Genomic DNA, 15,638 nt, shown 5'->3' on the forward strand with positions numbered 1-15,638 from the left:
TCCTGGACGTTCTACTACTCCGGCTTAATACCCGTCATTCTGCCCCAGCGTAGCCATACCATTCAGGTCAATAGACGTTTGCGGGATGGGCAGCAGCAGCTTTTTGGTGGTGAGGCCGGAAACCGGGGCGGGGTTCAGGCGCGTCACGCGGTCGATGAGCGTGCCGGTGCGCAGCAGCGTGAGGCGGCGCTGCTCCTCCCCTATCAACTCGCGGGCGCGCTCGTCGAGGATGAAATCGAGCGTCATCTGGGCGGCGGTGACCGGAGTAGCCTGGGCGCGGGTGCGCAGCTCGTTGATGCTGATGGCGGCATCAGTCGTCTTGCCCTGCTTCACCTGGGCTTCGGCCAGCAGCAGGTAGGTTTCGCCCAGGCGCATCATGGGCAAGTCTTTGATGGTGCCGAACCCGAAGGTATCGGTGGGGTCAAACTGGTTCCACTTGGTGGTGTAGGGCGTGATGAAGAAGATGGTATCCGAGCCGGTGAGGCCGGTGACGCGCTGGCCGAATTTGGCCGGCACGGCGGGGTTGTTATAGTAGAAGCGGCGCTTGATGTTGTACTTCGAGTTGCGCATGTCGGGGCCGTTGTTGTACAGGCGGTAATCGACCCAGTTGCTGAGGCGCAGGCGGCCCAGGCCACGCCCGCCCAGGGAGTCGACCAGCAGCATGCCGTTCACGTTGTAATAGGCCGGCACCCACACGCGGCGCTGCTGGGCGCTGGTGGTGCCGCCGGGTATCAGCAGCTGCTGCTCAATGCCCCAAATCAACTCGGTATTCCCTTGGTTGCGGCGTTGGTTGCCGATGATGAACATATCGGAAAAGTAGTCGCCGGGCTGGGTCGATTTCACCCCGTAGCGGGCCTTAATCAGGCTATACTGGCCGCCGCTGATAACCTCTTTAAGCTGCGTTTCGGCCAGCGAGGCCTGGTTGGTGCGCAGGTACACTTCGCCGAGCAATTGCTGGGCCGCGCCCTTCGTGATGCGGCCCGAAGCCGCCTTGCTGGCCAGAAACAGCTTGGGAATGGCCGTGGTCAAATCATTGATGATAAACGTATTCACCGCTGCAATGGGCGTGCGAGTGAAGTCGGTGCGCGGCGTAGTCACGGGCGTCTCAATCAGCGGCACGTCGCCCCAGAGCGTCACCAGGAAGTTGTAGGCGTAGGCGCGGTAGAAGCGGGCCTCGCCGCTGATGCGGTCCTTGTAGCCCTGGCGCAGGGTGGCCGGTGCAGCAGCCGCCCCCTGAATAATCTGGTTGCAGTTGTTGATGGTGCGGTAGGCCCAGCTCCACATCACGGCAGCGGCCTGGTCCTGCGAGTTCAGCAGGGTGTAGTTGTAGTAGGGAATCTCGGCGCCCTGCACCTGGCCGGGAATGGCCACGTCGGTGCCGAGCTGCATCATGCCCAGCAGCCCTTGCTCATCAGAGCGGGTGTACTGCTCGCGCACCACGGATTGCAGACCGGCCATGGCGGCCTCAAAGCCCAGCGAATCGGTCAGCACCGTTTGGGGCGTGTAGAGCGACTTGGGGGCTTCGTCGAGGAAATCTTTCTTACAGGAGCTCAGCAGCTGGGCGGCTGCCAGCAGGGCCAGGCCCATTAATCCAATGCGTTTCATATATCAGGAGCGGTAAGGCGGGTGGGATGGGATTACAACGTCAGGTTCAGGCCGAACACGAAGGTTCTGAGCTGCGGGAAGTTGGGGTTCGAGCCGGTGCCGGGGTTGCCAAGGGTAGTCAGGTTGTCCACGTTGCCGGAGCCGTTGCCCAGGGTGTAGCCCTGCTCGGGGTCCCAGCCCACCCACTTGGTCCAGGTGTAGAGGTTGCGGCCGCTCACGTACACGGACACGCCGCCCATTTTCAGGCGCTCGGTCAGCGACGTGGGCAGCGAGTAGCTCAGCGTCACGTCTTTGAGACGGGTGTAGCTGGCGTTGCTGGGGTACTGGTAGCCGCGGTTGTTGTAGAAGTTCAGGCCGGGACGGTCCTGGCTGGCGTTCTGGGGCGTCCAGTAGCCCACTTCCTGCGGCGTGTTGAGGCGGCCGCCCAGGTCCACGAAGTTCAGGATGCCGTTGTTTTTCAGGATGCCCTGGGCCGTTTGCAGGAACACGCGCAGGCTCAGGCCCTTGTAGGTAAAGGTGTTGGTGAGGCCGGCCGTGTAGTCGGGCAGCGTCGAGCCCTGGTATTCGCGGTCGGCGGTGTCAATTTTCTTGTCGCCGTTCAGGTCCGCGAATTTTAGGTCGCCGGGCTTGGCCCCGGGGTCCTGCTGCGAGGGGTCTTCGCCCACCTGCCACACGCCAATCTTGCGGTAATCATAGATGGCGCCCAGCGGCCGGCCCAGAAAGCGGCGGTTGCCGATATCGTCGGTGCTGGTGTAGCCCAGCTCCAGCAGGCGGTTGCGGTTGGCCGAGATGTTGAAGGCCGACGACCAGCTAAAATCCGCTTTCTGAATATTCACCGTATTCAGGGTCAGTTCGATGCCCTTATTCTGCACCCGGCCAATGTTGTCGAGAATGGAGGTGTAGCCCGAGATAACCGGAATCTGGCGGGCCAGCAGCAGGTCCTTGGTGGTGGCATCGTAGTATTCGAGGCTACCCGTGATGCGGTTTTTCAGCAGGCCAAAGTCGATGGCGTAGTTGGCGCTGGTGGTTTGCTCCCACTTCAGGTTGGCGTTGCCGATGTTGTTGGCCCGCACGCCCACCGCCGACACGCCGCCGTAGGCGTAGTTCAGCAAGGCCCCGCCCGTAATGGTCTGGTAAGGGTTGATGCCTTCGTTGCCGGTGGTGCCGTACGAAAAGCGCAGCTTCAGCACGTTCAGAATGGAATTATCCTTCAAAAACGCTTCGTTGGCCACGTTCCAGCCCACTGCCACCGAGGGAAAAACAGCGTATTTATCCGCGTTAGCACCGAATACCGAGGAGCCGTCGCGCCGGGCCGTGGCCGTGAACAGGTAGCGGCTGTCATAGGAATAGTTGACGCGGGCCATCTGCGATTCCAGACGGCGCATCTCGCTGTAGGAGCCAAGCGTGGGCGTGTTCGAGCCCGAGCCGATGCTGTTGAACCCAATCTGGTCGTTGATGAAGCCGCTGGCATTTTCCGTAGTCGTGAAGTACTTGTTCTGCTGGGCGCTTTGCACCAGCGTCACGTCAACGTGGTGCTTATCAATGTCTTTATTATAAGACAACACGTTCTCCACCGTGTAGTTGGGCCGCTCCTCGTTCACGAGCGCCGCCGAGCCGCGCAGGTCGCCGCCCTGCCGACCCACGTAGCTGGCGAAGCGGTAGGTGCGGTAGCCGTAGGTCACGTTCAGGCGGTATTTCAGGCCGCTCAGGAAGGTGGGGGCCACCTCCAGGTAGCCCGTGCCGGTGAGCTGGTTCACGCGGCTTTCGCGCGTAGTGGTAGTGCCTATCAGCGGGTTATTGAAGAGCTGCTCGGGCTGCTGCGGGAAAATGGTGTAGGTGCCATCGGGGTTGTACACGTTGCCGTAGGGGCTGGCAATCTGGGCCGAGCTGAGGTTGGCGCGGCCGCCGCCGTCGTCGTTGTTGGCATAGAAGGCCGAGGTGCCCACGCGCAGCCAGTTGGTCAGGTTGGCATCAATGTTCGTCCGGAAGCTGATGCGCTGGTACTGATACCCTTTGATGATGCCCTGCTGCTTGAAATAGTCACCCGACACGAAGTACTTCACGTCGTCGTTGCCGCCCGAAATCGACACGTTGTGGTCCTGGATAAAGCCCTGCTGTTTAATCAGGTCCATCCAATCCACGGTGCGGCCGGCGTTGTAGTTATCTACCTCGCTCAGGTTGGGCACGTGGCCGAAGGTGATGCCCCGCTGCCGGGTAAACTCCTCGTATTTCGCCGCGAATTCGGGCCCGTTCAGCGGGTGCAGCTTGTCCACCATGTACTCCGGCCCGGCGTAGCCCGCGTAGCGAATCTGGGGCTTGCCGGTTTTGCCGCGCTTGGTGGTCACCAGGATAACGCCGTTGGAGCCCTTCGTACCATAAATGGCTGTCGAAGAAGCATCTTTCAGAATCTCAATCGAGGCAATGTCGTTGGTATTGATGTCATTCAGGTTGCCCGCAAACGGCAGCCCGTCCACAATCAGATACGGGTCGGTATTGGCCGTAATCGAACGCACCCCCCGAATCTGGATGCTGGACTGCGAGCCCGGCACCCCCGAGCCGCTCGTGACCTGCACGCCGGCCACCGCGCCTTGCAGGGCCTGGGCCACGTTGGCCACCGGCAGCTTCTCCAGCCGGTCCTGCGGCACCGACACCACCGAGCCCGTCACGTCGGAGCGTTTCTGGGTACCGTAGCCCACCACCACCACTTCGCTCAGGTCCTGGGTATCGGGGGCCAGCTTCACGGTAATCTTCGTTTGGCTGCCCACCACGATTTCCTGCTTCACGTAGCCCACGAAAGAAATGACCAGCGTGGGCGAAGCCGTGCCCTCGGGAATGGCCAGCGTGAAGCCGCCATTGCCGTCGGTGCTGGTGCCGGTGGTCGTGCCTTTCAGCACCACCGTCACGCCGGGCAGGCCCGCGCCCTTCTCATCGAGCACGGTGCCGGAGATGGTGCCCTCGGCCGCCGGCGCGGCCAGCCCGTGGGCCGCCAGCGGAGCCTCGGCCCGGCTGGCAGTGGGTTGGAGCGCGGCGAGGGGCAGCGCTCCACAGAGGAGTAAAAGTTTTGCCTGCATATGATTTAGGGAAAAAGGCAACTGGCGAAGGCTGCCCGGGGTGGGAATTTGTGAGAATCTCAGGAGTTGTTTTCTGAGGTAAAAGTACCGGGCTGTTTAAGCAGAATCCGGGGTGTTTTTAGGCAAAAAAGGGGGTCTAATTGGTCCTCCAAGCCAGACAATCGATTGTGGAAATTCAACCATTGTATTAATAACATGATACTTATATTATTAACAGTAGGGATTGGCCTTCCAGACCGCTGAATTGCGGTCTTCCAAGCTAAGGATTGACGCCCCGTTTTGCACCGGCCGCATCGAACGCGCTCAGGTTCCAGCGGTCGGCCCATTGCAGGCGGGGCTGGTCGCCCTCGAAGCGCAGCGGCAGCCATATGTAGCCGCCGTCGATGGGGTTCTTCGGCGTCCAGCGGTCGGCCATGAAAATGAAGGCATCCTTGCGGCCCGCCACCGGCAGCAGGTAAGTGCTCTGCGAGTGGTAGGTGGAGTCGGCGTCGGGGCCGGTGGCCGGATTGTCCAGCTGCTGCCACGGCCCCCAGATGGACGAGGCCACGAAAGAACGCGCCGCATTGGGCGCCCAGCCGGTGCAACCGGAGGTGATGAGGTAGTACTTGCCGCCGCGCTTGCAGATGGCCGGGGCCTCGTTGTGCCCGGCCGGCGCAATGGTATTCCAGCGTCCCGTGAAGCCCTGGTAATCAGCCGTCAGCTCGGCTACATGCAGCGTCAGGTTTTCTTCGGAGGAATGGATGTTGTAGGCCTTGCCGTCGTCATCCACGAAGATGGTCATGTCGCGGGCCATCTGGCCGGGCTCGAAATCGCGCCGCACAAACAGACCCTCAGCCACGGCTTTTTTCCACTCAGGGGTCCACCCTTTCAGGCTGGCCTCGTTGGGCACGGGCTTTTTCCATTCTGGGTTGAAGCCCAGCGGCCACTGGCCCGCGCCGGGGCGGTAGGAGCGCACGTAGCGGAACGGGCCGGTGGCTTTGTCGCTCACGGCCACGGCGGTGCGGGCGGCGGCGTAGCCCTTGCCTTTCAGCTCCAGGTGGAACCACATCACGTACTTGCCGGTCTGCTTATTGAACACCACCTTGGGCCGCTCGATGATGCTGCCCTGCTCGATTTCGGAGCCCGAGCCGGCGGGCGCCACCGCCAGGGCAATGCCCTCATCGGTCCAGTTGTACAGGTCTTTGGAGGAGTAGCAGTGCACGCCCACCTGGGCGCTATTGCCCTTCGGCCCCACAATCTTGTGTTCGCCAAACAGGTAGTAGCGGCCTTTATCATAGAGCACGCCCGCGCCGTGGGCGTTCAGGTGCGTGCCTTTGTTGTCGGGCCACACCTTGCCCGGCTCGAAAGCCGTGCGCTGCTGCGCCTGAGCCAGGCCGGCCACCGCCAGCAACGCGGTTATCAGGAGAGACTTTTTCATAACTAGAGGCTAGCCGCTGCCGGCTGCAACTCACTGAGGATGGAATAATTGAGAAATGGCAGCGCCGTCTGCCGGGGCTTGAGCAGCTCCAGCACTGTGATTTCATTGGCTCCTTTTTTCAGCCATTCGGCGGGCACGTAGAGGGTTTGCTGCGGGCCGATGGCCCAGTAGCGGCCCAGGTTGTGGCCGTTCACCCACACGCTGCCCTTGCCCCAGCTGCGCAGGTCGAGGTAGGTGTCCACGGGCTGGGCAACGGTGAAGGTGGCCGAGCGCAGCACCGGCCCGCTGCTGGCGGCCGGAGCGGCTGCGGCGGCTTTGGCCACGGCCGGGGCTTGGTCGAAGGGTAGGCCGTACATGCGCCAGTCCTTCAGCTCCTTGCCGTCCAGCTGTACGCTTTTGGTGATGCCTTTGGTATTCTGGAGCAGGTATTCGCCGAAGTTGACGCGGCCCATGTTTTCCACCAGAATATCGAGCTGCGCCGGGCCGGCGGGCAGGGTCAATTTCAGCTGGTCCTGCCGCAGGCGGCGGTCGAGTGTGCCCACGCGCTGGCCGTTCACCATGATTACCGCGTAGTCGCGCAGGTCATTCAGCTTCAGAATTTTGGTGCCGCCGCCGGGCACAGTGGCTCGGTAGAGCACGAAGCCATAGGCCTGTTTCAGGGCCTCAAAGGTGAGGGGCGTGGCGCTGGCTACGGGCGCGGGCAGGCGGTCGAGCAGGCTCACGGCTTTGGTGAGTTGCAGGGCCGGCAGGGCAGCGCTGGGGCGGGCGGCGGGCACGGGCGGCAGCGGCTGCCTGGCGGGCCGATATTTGGCAATCACTTCTCTAAAGGCCAGAAACTTGGGCGTGGCATTGCCAGCTTCATCGAGGGGCGCGTCGTAGTCGTAGCTGCTCACCTGAGGCTCGTAGTGCGAGCTGTCGCCCTTGTAGTTGGCCCCGTTCATGAAGCCGCGCGTGCTGCCGCCATGGAACATGTACATGTTGATGGACATACCGGCTTTCAGCACCGAATCGAGGCCGGGCGTGTACTTGCTGGCGGGCACGGTGTGGTGCGGTGCGCCCCACCAGTCGAACCACGCCGGGTACCATTCGGCCACGTAGTAGGGGCCTTTGCCGCCGTGGTTAGCATTCACCAGCTGCCTGATTTGGCGCGGCTTATCGGTGCCGTTAACGGCGGGTAGCAGGCCGTCGAGGTGGCCGGCAGCCACATCCTTCACGGGGTCGCAGGTGTAGAGCAGGCCATCGAAACCGACTTCCTCAAACATCTTCTTATTCGAGGCCAGGTAGGCTTTGTCCGAGCCGTAGGAGCCGTACTCGTTTTCCACCTGCACCATCAGGATGGGGCCGCCGTGGTTGACTTGCAGCGGGGCCAGCTGCTTGGCCACGGCCTGCAGGTAGCGCCGGTAAGCGGCCACGTACTGCGGCTCCTGGCTGCGCACTTTCAGGCCGGGCACATTCTGGAGCCAGTAGGGGTAGCCGCCGAATTCCCACTCGGCGCACACGTAGGGGCTGGGGCGCAGCACCACCCAGAGGCCTTCCTCCTGAGCCATCTTCACGAAGGCGGCCACGTCGTTATTGCCCGTGAAGTCATACTTACCCGGCTGGGGCTCGTGCGCGTTCCAGAACACATAGGTGCCTACCGTATTCAGACCCATGGCTTTGGCCATTTTGAGGCGGGCACGCCAGGCCTCGCGGGGAATGCGCGGGTAGTGCAGCTCGCCCGAAATCATCTGAAATGGCTTGCCATCCAGCATGAAATTATCGGCGGAAAGGCCGAAGGTGTGGGCGGCTGGCGGATTGGGTGGCGCACCGGCCAGGCCCAAGCCGGCCACAATCAGCAGGGGCAACAGTTGACGGGAAAACGAGGAAAGGGTGGGCACGTTCGGTATTGTTAATTGGGTAGGCTTTCCGTTTAGAGTAGGGTACGACCCCGCACTCCACATCCCGTATGCTATTGAGCCTTTTAGGGATGATTGCGAAGGCAAAACTACCGGCGGGTTACACGGGTGCCGGGGGGTATTTTCGTTAAAAAGGCGGGTGTAATTGGCTCCCGAACCATAAAAACATACCCTCAGCTTTCCTGGAAAGCACAGGATGCAATCCGATTACAAAACGGTTACCTTGCCGGGCAACTTGGGAGCAGTCTGAGTAAATCAGCCACCCCCTAAGTTGTCCGTTTACAGTTTCCGGCCTCCTTCTTTCTGCATCTAAATCCCACCCAAACATGCAGGCTTCACACGCCCTCAAGTGGGCTTTCCGCTTTCTTTTCTTTCTGCTCTTGGGGATAAGTGCGCAGGCCCAGGACGTAGCGCCCAGCGCCTTCCGCTTCGAGCACCTGACCGTGGACCAGGGCCTGTCGCACTCCGACGGCATGGCCGTGGCTCAGGACCGCGCCGGCTTCATCTGGGTGGGCACCAACCGGGGCATCGACCGCTACGACGGCTACCACCTCAAGCAGTACATGCTGCCCATCAATCCGCACAACGGCGTGTCGGGCAACCGCATCAAGGCCCTGCACGTGGCCCCCGATGGCCGCCTGTGGGCCGGCACCGAGCGTGCCGGCCTGGGCCTCTACGATGCCGCCGCCGACCGTCTGCTGAACTACAACGAGCAGCAGGTACCAGCAGCTTTTCGCCCGCTGATGCAACGCCTGTCGCAGTGCAGCATCGCCGCGCTGGCTTCAGATAAGCAGGGCCGGCTCTGGGCCGGCACTCCCACCGAGGGGCTGTTTATGCTGAATTTTGACCAACAGGGCCACCTCCGCGAACTGCGCCAGGTGCCGCCGCCAGCCAGCAAACCCGCTGAGCAATACAATGTAACCAGCCTGGCCACCGATGCGGAAGGCAAGGTCTGGGTGGGCACCTTCAACCACGGCCTGCGCGTGATTCGGCCTGAAAACCAAGACCTGATGGCTGAGCCCACTGAGCTAAATCAGCCGGTGCGCGTGCTGCACATCGACCACCGCGGCGACCTCTGGATTGGGGCCGACCAGCAGGTGCTGTGGGTGAGCGCGGCCAACCGCCGCACCGTGCGCGAGCTACGCGCCCACCCGCAGCCGCAAACCTACCCTGTTCTGCAAGCCCTGAATCTGGACTCGTTTGGACGGCTTTGGGTAGGCACTATTTATGGCCTGTACGTGTGGGAGGCGGGGGCCGTGACCGGCACGGCCCCGCCGCTGCGCCCCGCCCCCACCCTGCTGCTGCCGCAGGATAATGAGCCTTTCGGCATCAACTCGGAGCGTATTCACCAGATTTTTGAGGACCGCAACCAGATAATGTGGCTGTGTGCATCAGCAGGTGGGCTGAATAAGGTGGACCTGCGGCAGAAGCCGTTTGGGCGGCTGCGCCAGCAGCTGGCAGGCGGCTCCACGCTGGCTAACAACTATATCAACACCGTTTATAAGGAGGAGGGGCGCAACACTCTGTGGTCGGGCACCCGCAACGGGGTGTATGGCTACGACTTAGCCCACCACACCACCCACAGCTACCTCAACCAGCAGTGGGCCGGCGCGACCCGCGGTGTCGATGTGGCCTCCACTTTCCAGACCCGCAACGGCACCCTCTGGTTTGGCACGCGCACCAACGGACTCAGCAGCCTCACGCGCAGCGGCGGCCGCGAAACCCTGCGCACCTACGGCCAGCTGCCCAACGGCCCCGACCTGACCAGCGCCAGCGTGGAGGCCATGGCTGAGGACCGGTTTGGCACGCTGTGGGCGGCCACGTTCACGGCCGGCCTGGTGCGCCTTAGCCCCGAGGGCAAGTTTCTCGGCGCGTACCGCAAGGGCCACAGCGCTTTGCCCACCGACCAGTTTACCTACCTGCTCTACGACCGCCGCCAGGACGTGCTCTGGGCCAGCACCGTGGATGCGGGCCTGCTGAAACTGCGCGTCACGGCTGATTCTTTGGTGCTGCTCAAGCAGTTCAAAGCCACGCCGAGTTCGGCCGACGGCCTGCGTGTGAACTACATATGGCCGCTACTGCTTGATGAGCACGGCACCCTCTGGATTGGCACCATCGGCGGCGGCCTGCACCAGCTCACCGCCGATGCGCGGGGCCGCGAAACGGTGCGCAGCCTCGCCAAGTATCTGCCCGAAACCGACGTGGAAAGCATCCTGGCCGATGATGAGGGTCACCTCTGGATTGGGGGTACCGGCCTCTACCGCTTCACGCCGGCCACCAAAAGCTACCTGCGCTACGACGTGGCCGACGGCCTGCAAAGCAACGCCTTCAAGATTGGGGCCGCCGCCCGGGCGCAGGACGGCACGCTGTATTTCGGGGGCATCAACGGCATCAGCTACTTCCAGCCGCACGCCATTCAGCCCAATCCTTACGCGCCGGTAGTGCAGCTCACGGGCCTGCGCATTGCCAACCAGCCCGTGGCCGTGGGCAAGCCCTTCAACGGCCATATCGTTCTGCCTCAGCCCTTGTCGACTCCCCAAACGGTGACCATCCGGGCTTCGGAGAATGACTTTTCGGTGGAATTTGTGGGGCTGAACTACGCCAACCCGCAGAAAAACCGCTACGCCTACCGGCTGGTGGGCTACAACCCGGATTGGGTGTACCCGGCCCCCGGCCAGCGCACGGCCAGCTTCGCCAACCTGCCGCCGGGCCAGTACACGTTTGAGGTGAAGGCCAGCAACGGCGAGGGCGCGTGGTCGAAAAAAGCCGCCACCATGCAGTTCGATGTGCGCGCACCGTGGTACAAAACCGGCTGGGCGTATGGCCTTTATGCCCTGGTGCTGCTGGGCGGGCTGGCGCTGTACCGCCGCATCGAAATTGCTCAGCAGAAGCTAAAAAACCGGGTGGCGCTGGAGCAGTTTCAGACTGAGAAGGAGAAGGAGCTGACCGGCCTCAAGCTGGGCTTTTTCACCAACGTTTCGCACGAGCTGCGCACGCCGTTAACCCTGATACTGGGGCCGATGGAGGAGATAATGAGCAGCCCCGGCCCGGTGCCCAACCTGCGCGACAAAGTGGGCCTTATGCACAAGCAAACCCGCAAGCTGCTCGACTTGGTAAACCAGCTGCTCGACTTCCGCAAAGTTGAAACCGGCAACGTGCCCCTGCGCGCCAGCTACGCTGATACCGTGCAGTTTATCACCGACCTCTACGCCACCTTCCGCCTCAAGGCCGAGGAGCGGGGCGTACGCTACGTGCTCGACCTGCCCACTGACCCCGTGCCGCTCTACTTCGACCGCAGCAAGCTGGAAATCATCCTTACCAACCTGCTGGCCAACGCTTTCAAGTACACCCGCCCCAACGGCCGGGTGGAACTGGCCGCCACGCCGGTGGGAAACCCCGGTGGCGAGGCTGTGTACACCAAGGGCCGCCTCACGGGCAATTACCTGAAAATCACGGTAGCCGACAACGGCGTGGGCGTCAAATACTACGAGTTGGAGCGCATCTTCGACCCCTATTATCAGGCCTCGCATACCAACACGCTGCGCATGACGGGCACGGGCATCGGCCTGTCATTGGCCCGGCAGTTTGCTGAGCGGCACGGTGGCACGCTCACCGCTTCCAGCGGCGAAGGGCTGGGCACCACGTTTGAGCTACGCCTGCCCTTCGGCCGGCAGCATTTACAACCCGAAGACATTCAGAATGAGGAGACTATGCCGGATGCCAGCCCGGCCGAGTTGGCCCCGTTGCCCGCCGAAATCGAATCCGAAACTGCCCCATTAACTGAGCCGGAGCTAACCGAAATTGAGCCCGCCACCGCCCGCCTGCCGCGCCTACTGGTGGTGGAAGACAACGACGAGCTACGCACCTACCTGCACCAACTGTTTGATAGCGAATACGAAGTCCTGACCGCCGAAGACGGCCTAGAAGGCTGGGACAAGGCCTTGGCCCAGCTACCCGACCTCATCATCTCGGACGTGATGATGCCGCGCAGCGACGGGCTGGAGCTGTGCCAGAAAATCAAGCAGCACCCCAAAACGGCGCACATCCCGGTGCTGCTGCTCACGGCCCGCACAGCCGAAACCCACGAGCTCGAAGGCCTCGGCATGGGGGCCGATGAGTACATGAGCAAGCCCTTCAATCCCAGCATCTTGCAAGCCAAAGCCAGCACTCTGCTGCGCAACCGCCGCAAGCTGCACGAATACTACCAGCGCCACATCCTGTTGGAGCCTACTGAAATTGTGGTGGCCGATGCCGACCGGCAATTTCTGGAACAGGCCATGGCCGTGGTGGAGCAGAACCTCGACAACTCCGAGTTCAGCGTGCAGGTACTGGTGAAGGAAATGGCCATGAGCCAGTCGGTTTTCTACCGCCGCATCAAGAGCATCACAGGCCAGACGGCCGTGGAATTTATCCGCGACGTGCGGATGAAACGCGCCGCCCAACTCCTGGCCCAAACCCAGATGCGTGTGTCAGAAATAGCCTTTGAGGTGGGTATTGAGGACGCGAAGTATTTCCGCAAGGCGTTCCAAAAAATCTATAACGTGTCGCCTTCCGAATATGCCAAGCAGCACCGGCAGGGCCGGGAAGCTGCGTCGGCGGAAGCGGTGGGGTGAGGTGGCGGCGTCAGGGTGCATACCGCATCACGTCCCACTTGATAATCAGCACTCCTCCAAACCCCCAGACGAAAACCGCCCCTCTAATCTCCCAAAACGTCCCCGCCAAATCCCGACGTGGCACCCTAGTATTGCGGTCAGATTTCGCCGCCGCCAAATCCAGCCGGCCTCACTCCCCCGCCCCACCCATATGCTCCTTTCTCTTCGTCCGCTGGCCTGCGGGCTGCTGCTGGCCCTGGGCCTCGGCCGCGCCGGCCACGCCCAAGAAATGACTGCCGCCGACAAGGCCGTTTTCAAGCCCAAGTTCATCAAGCAGCAGTTGCTGAAAGCCACCAAGTGGCAGCTGGCGCACCCCAAGCATAAGGTCACCGACTGGACCAACGGCGCGTTCTACTCCGGCGTGTTTGCTGCGTACCAGACCACCAAGTCGAAGCTGATTCTCGACTCGCTCATGGCCATGGGCGAGCGCACCAAATGGCAGCCCGACCGCCGCTACGACCACGCCGACGACATTGTCATCTGCCAGACCTACCTCAACCTCTACCGCCTGAAAAAGGACCGGCGCATGATTGAGCCCACCCTGGCCGTGGTGGAGAAATTCCGCACCGTGCCTGGCCCGGAAGTGGCGAAAAACGGCATTGCCTGGTGGTGGTGCGACGCCCTTTTTATGGGTCCGCCCGTGCTGGTGAAGCTGGGTTTGCTGGATAACCAGCCCAAATACGTGGCACTGAGCGACACGCTGTATCAGCAAACTTACCGGCGGCTGTTCAACCATCAGGAGCACCTGTTTTCGCGCGATGCCTCTTATCTGTGGAGCGAAGCCGGCGAGGGCAAAAAGGAGAGCAACGGCCAGCGTATTTTCTGGAGCCGGGGCAATGGCTGGGTGATGGGCGGCCTGGTCCAGATTCTCCAGGAATTGCCCGCAAACCACCCCACGCGGCCGTTCTACGTGAATTTGTTCAAAGAAATGAGCGCCCGGCTGGTGCAGCTGCAGCAGCCCGACGGCTTGTGGCGCTCCAGCCTGCTCGACCCGGCCGCCTACCCCGGCGGCGAAACCTCAGGCTCGGGGTTCGACACCTACGCCATGGCCTGGGGCATCAACAACGGCATTCTCGACCAGGCCACCTACCTGCCCGCCGTGCAAAAAGCCTGGGTAGCGCTCAATAAAGTGGTATCGCCCGAAGGCCGCGTGGGCTGGGTGCAGCCCATCGGGGCCGACCCACGCCGCGACTTTTCGGCCGAGAGCTGGGAAGTGTACGGCACCGGGGCCTTCCTGCTGGCCGGCTCGGAAGTTATCAAGCTCAAGCGTTGATTTAGCGCCCTTCCAGCCCTGCTACCTATGAAGCGACGCTCATTTATTACCGGAGTTGGGGCCGGCCTGTCGGCGCTTTCGCTGCCAGCGGTGGCGCGGCCCATCGAGGCCACGCTGCCCCCCAAACCAGTGGCCGACCGCGACTATTGGATGACAATTTTGCTGCGCATCGTAGAGCCGGTTCTGAAAGCCGGCGCCGAAGGCACGCTTAAAACGGCCATGCCCGTGGAATCGGCCGCCGGGCAGCAGGACGGCCGCCGCCGCGTCACGCACCTCGAAGCGCTGGGCCGCACCCTGGCCGGTCTGGCCCCCTGGCTGGAACTGGCCGACGTGCCGGCCGCCGAGCAAGCCCGCCAGCAGCGCGCCGCCGAACAGGCCCGCCAGTCCATCGCCCACGCCGTGGACCCGCAGTCGCCCGGTTTTCTGAACTTTACGCAGGGTGGCCAGCCCGTGGTGGATGCGGCTTTCCTGGCTCACGCGCTACTGCGGGCACCTACGCAGCTATGGGAGAAGCTGCCCGCTGCCACGCAGCAGCAACTGGTGCAGGCACTGCAAAGCAGCCGCGTTATCAAGCCGGTGTATAGCAACTGGCTGCTTTTCAGCGGCATCATTGAGGCGGCATTGCTCAAATTCACGGGCAGCGGCGACCTGATGCGGATGGACTACGCCATCAAGGAGCACCAGACCTGGTACAAGGGCGACGGCACCTACGGCGACGGCCCCGATTTTCACTGGGACTACTACAACAGCTACGTCATCCAGCCCATGCTGCTGGATGTGGTGGGCACGCTGGTAGCGGCCGGCAAGGAAAACAAGGAGCTGCTGGAGCGCCTCCAGGCCCGTGCCCGGCGCTACGCCGCCGTGCAGGAGCGGCTGATTGGCCCCGATGGCTCATTTGCGGCCTTCGGGCGCTCGCTGGCGTACCGCTGCGGGGCCTTTCAACATCTGGCCCAGGTCAGTTTGCAGCAATTATTGCCGGCTGAGCTGCCCGCCGGGCAGGTGCGTAGCGCCCTCACGGCCGTTATTCGCCGCACGATGGAGCCCAAAGGCACGTTCGACGCGCAGGGCTGGCTGCAAATCGGGCTGTGCGGGCACCAGCCGGGCATCGGCGAAACCTACATTTCGACAGGCAGCCTGTACCTATGCACCACCGCCTTTCTGCCGCTGGGGCTGCCTGCGAGCGACCCATTCTGGACCAGCCCGGCGCAAGACTGGACTGCCCGCCAAATCTGGTCGGGCCAGGATGTGAAGACTGACCACGCGCTGTGAGGCCGGCTGGCAAGCACGGTAAGCTCGCGCCATGTCTTTCTACTAAGCCAGCGGCTTCACCAGCTTGATGGGCAGCCGCGCAGTCGTCCCCGGTGCATCCACCAGCAGTACGATGGCCGGTTTATGTTCGGCGTGGGCGTACTGCAACGTCTCGGCCGAGCCGCCGCGGGCCAGCGGGGCAGTCGAATCCAGGTTGAGGGCCGCGTTGTAGTCGGCTTGGGTGCAGGCCACGAGCAGCACGTCACAGGCGTGCACGATGGCGAAGGCCGTTTCGGCAAACCGCTCGTCGCGGTCAGCGCTGGTGCCGACGATGCGCACTTCCTGCACCGTTGGACCTTTCAGGAGGCTTTCTGAGTGGGCCATCCGGGAGCGAACGGCGGGGTCGGTGGCGGCCTCATCGCCCAGGCAGAAGTCGGCGGGCAGGAAGAAACCGGCGGGCGGCGTGGGCAGGAATAT

Annotated in this window: 8 protein-coding genes; 3 read left to right on the forward strand and 5 right to left on the reverse strand. The window is 62.6% G+C overall.

Annotation, left to right across the window (positions count from 1 at the left end; genetic code table 11):
• Positions 1-24: 24 nt before the first annotated feature.
• The 4 genes from AAFH49_RS21270 to AAFH49_RS21285 all read right to left on the reverse strand — a co-directional run bounded on the left by AAFH49_RS21270 (position 25) and on the right by AAFH49_RS21285 (position 7,970).
• Positions 25-1,605: a RagB/SusD family nutrient uptake outer membrane protein gene (locus AAFH49_RS21270; protein WP_342301366.1), complete on the reverse strand. Its 1,581-nt coding sequence runs from the start codon at positions 1,603-1,605 to the stop codon at positions 25-27.
• A gap of 32 nt (positions 1,606-1,637) precedes the next feature.
• On the reverse strand, positions 1,638-4,676 hold the full coding sequence (locus AAFH49_RS21275) for a SusC/RagA family TonB-linked outer membrane protein (protein WP_342301368.1): 3,039 nt from the start codon (positions 4,674-4,676) through the stop codon (positions 1,638-1,640).
• Positions 4,677-4,935: 259 nt separating this feature from the next.
• The gene (locus AAFH49_RS21280) at positions 4,936-6,093 is read right to left on the reverse strand and encodes a glycoside hydrolase family 43 protein (RefSeq protein ID WP_342301369.1); all 1,158 of its coding nucleotides are present in this window, start codon (positions 6,091-6,093) and stop codon (positions 4,936-4,938) included.
• A gap of 2 nt (positions 6,094-6,095) precedes the next feature.
• Complete coding sequence (locus tag AAFH49_RS21285; RefSeq protein WP_342301370.1) at positions 6,096-7,970, reverse strand: glycoside hydrolase family 35 protein; 1,875 nt, start codon at positions 7,968-7,970, stop codon at positions 6,096-6,098.
• Between the two features lie 344 nt (positions 7,971-8,314).
• On the opposite strand from AAFH49_RS21285, the gene AAFH49_RS21290 reads away from it, so the two are divergent.
• The 3 genes from AAFH49_RS21290 (at position 8,315) to AAFH49_RS21300 (ending at position 15,182) form a co-directional block, all read left to right on the forward strand.
• The gene (locus AAFH49_RS21290) at positions 8,315-12,601 is read left to right on the forward strand and encodes a hybrid sensor histidine kinase/response regulator transcription factor (protein WP_342301372.1); all 4,287 of its coding nucleotides are present in this window, start codon (positions 8,315-8,317) and stop codon (positions 12,599-12,601) included.
• A 190-nt stretch (positions 12,602-12,791) separates the two neighbouring features.
• Positions 12,792-13,913 (forward strand): glycoside hydrolase family 88/105 protein, encoded by a 1,122-nt coding sequence (locus tag AAFH49_RS21295; protein ID WP_342301374.1) that lies wholly within the window; start codon positions 12,792-12,794, stop codon positions 13,911-13,913.
• A 27-nt stretch (positions 13,914-13,940) separates the two neighbouring features.
• Entirely contained in the window at positions 13,941-15,182 is a 1,242-nt protein-coding gene (locus AAFH49_RS21300; protein ID WP_342301375.1) for a DUF2264 domain-containing protein, read from the forward strand.
• A 42-nt stretch (positions 15,183-15,224) separates the two neighbouring features.
• On the opposite strand, the gene AAFH49_RS21305 is transcribed toward AAFH49_RS21300, so the two are convergent.
• Positions 15,225-15,638, reverse strand: a 414-nt coding sequence (locus AAFH49_RS21305) for a hypothetical protein (RefSeq protein ID WP_342301378.1), incomplete at its 5' end; no start/stop codon positions are given.

It is taken from the genome of Hymenobacter segetis, assembly GCF_038448715.1.
GTDB lineage: Bacteria > Bacteroidota > Bacteroidia > Cytophagales > Hymenobacteraceae > Hymenobacter > Hymenobacter segetis.

Bases quoted from the DNA above. Each gene is read 5' to 3' on its own strand.
- AAFH49_RS21270 (WP_342301366.1), bottom strand. From the start codon at position 1,605: ATGAAACGCATTGGATTAATGGGCCTGGCCCTGCTGGCAGCCGCCCAG.
- AAFH49_RS21275 (WP_342301368.1), bottom strand. From the start codon at position 4,676: ATGCAGGCAAAACTTTTACTCCTCTGTGGAGCGCTGCCCCTCGCCGCG.
- AAFH49_RS21280 (WP_342301369.1), bottom strand. From the start codon at position 6,093: ATGAAAAAGTCTCTCCTGATAACCGCGTTGCTGGCGGTGGCCGGCCTG.
- AAFH49_RS21290 (WP_342301372.1), top strand. From the start codon at position 8,315: ATGCAGGCTTCACACGCCCTCAAGTGGGCTTTCCGCTTTCTTTTCTTT.
- AAFH49_RS21295 (WP_342301374.1), top strand. From the start codon at position 12,792: ATGCTCCTTTCTCTTCGTCCGCTGGCCTGCGGGCTGCTGCTGGCCCTG.
- AAFH49_RS21300 (WP_342301375.1), top strand. From the start codon at position 13,941: ATGAAGCGACGCTCATTTATTACCGGAGTTGGGGCCGGCCTGTCGGCG.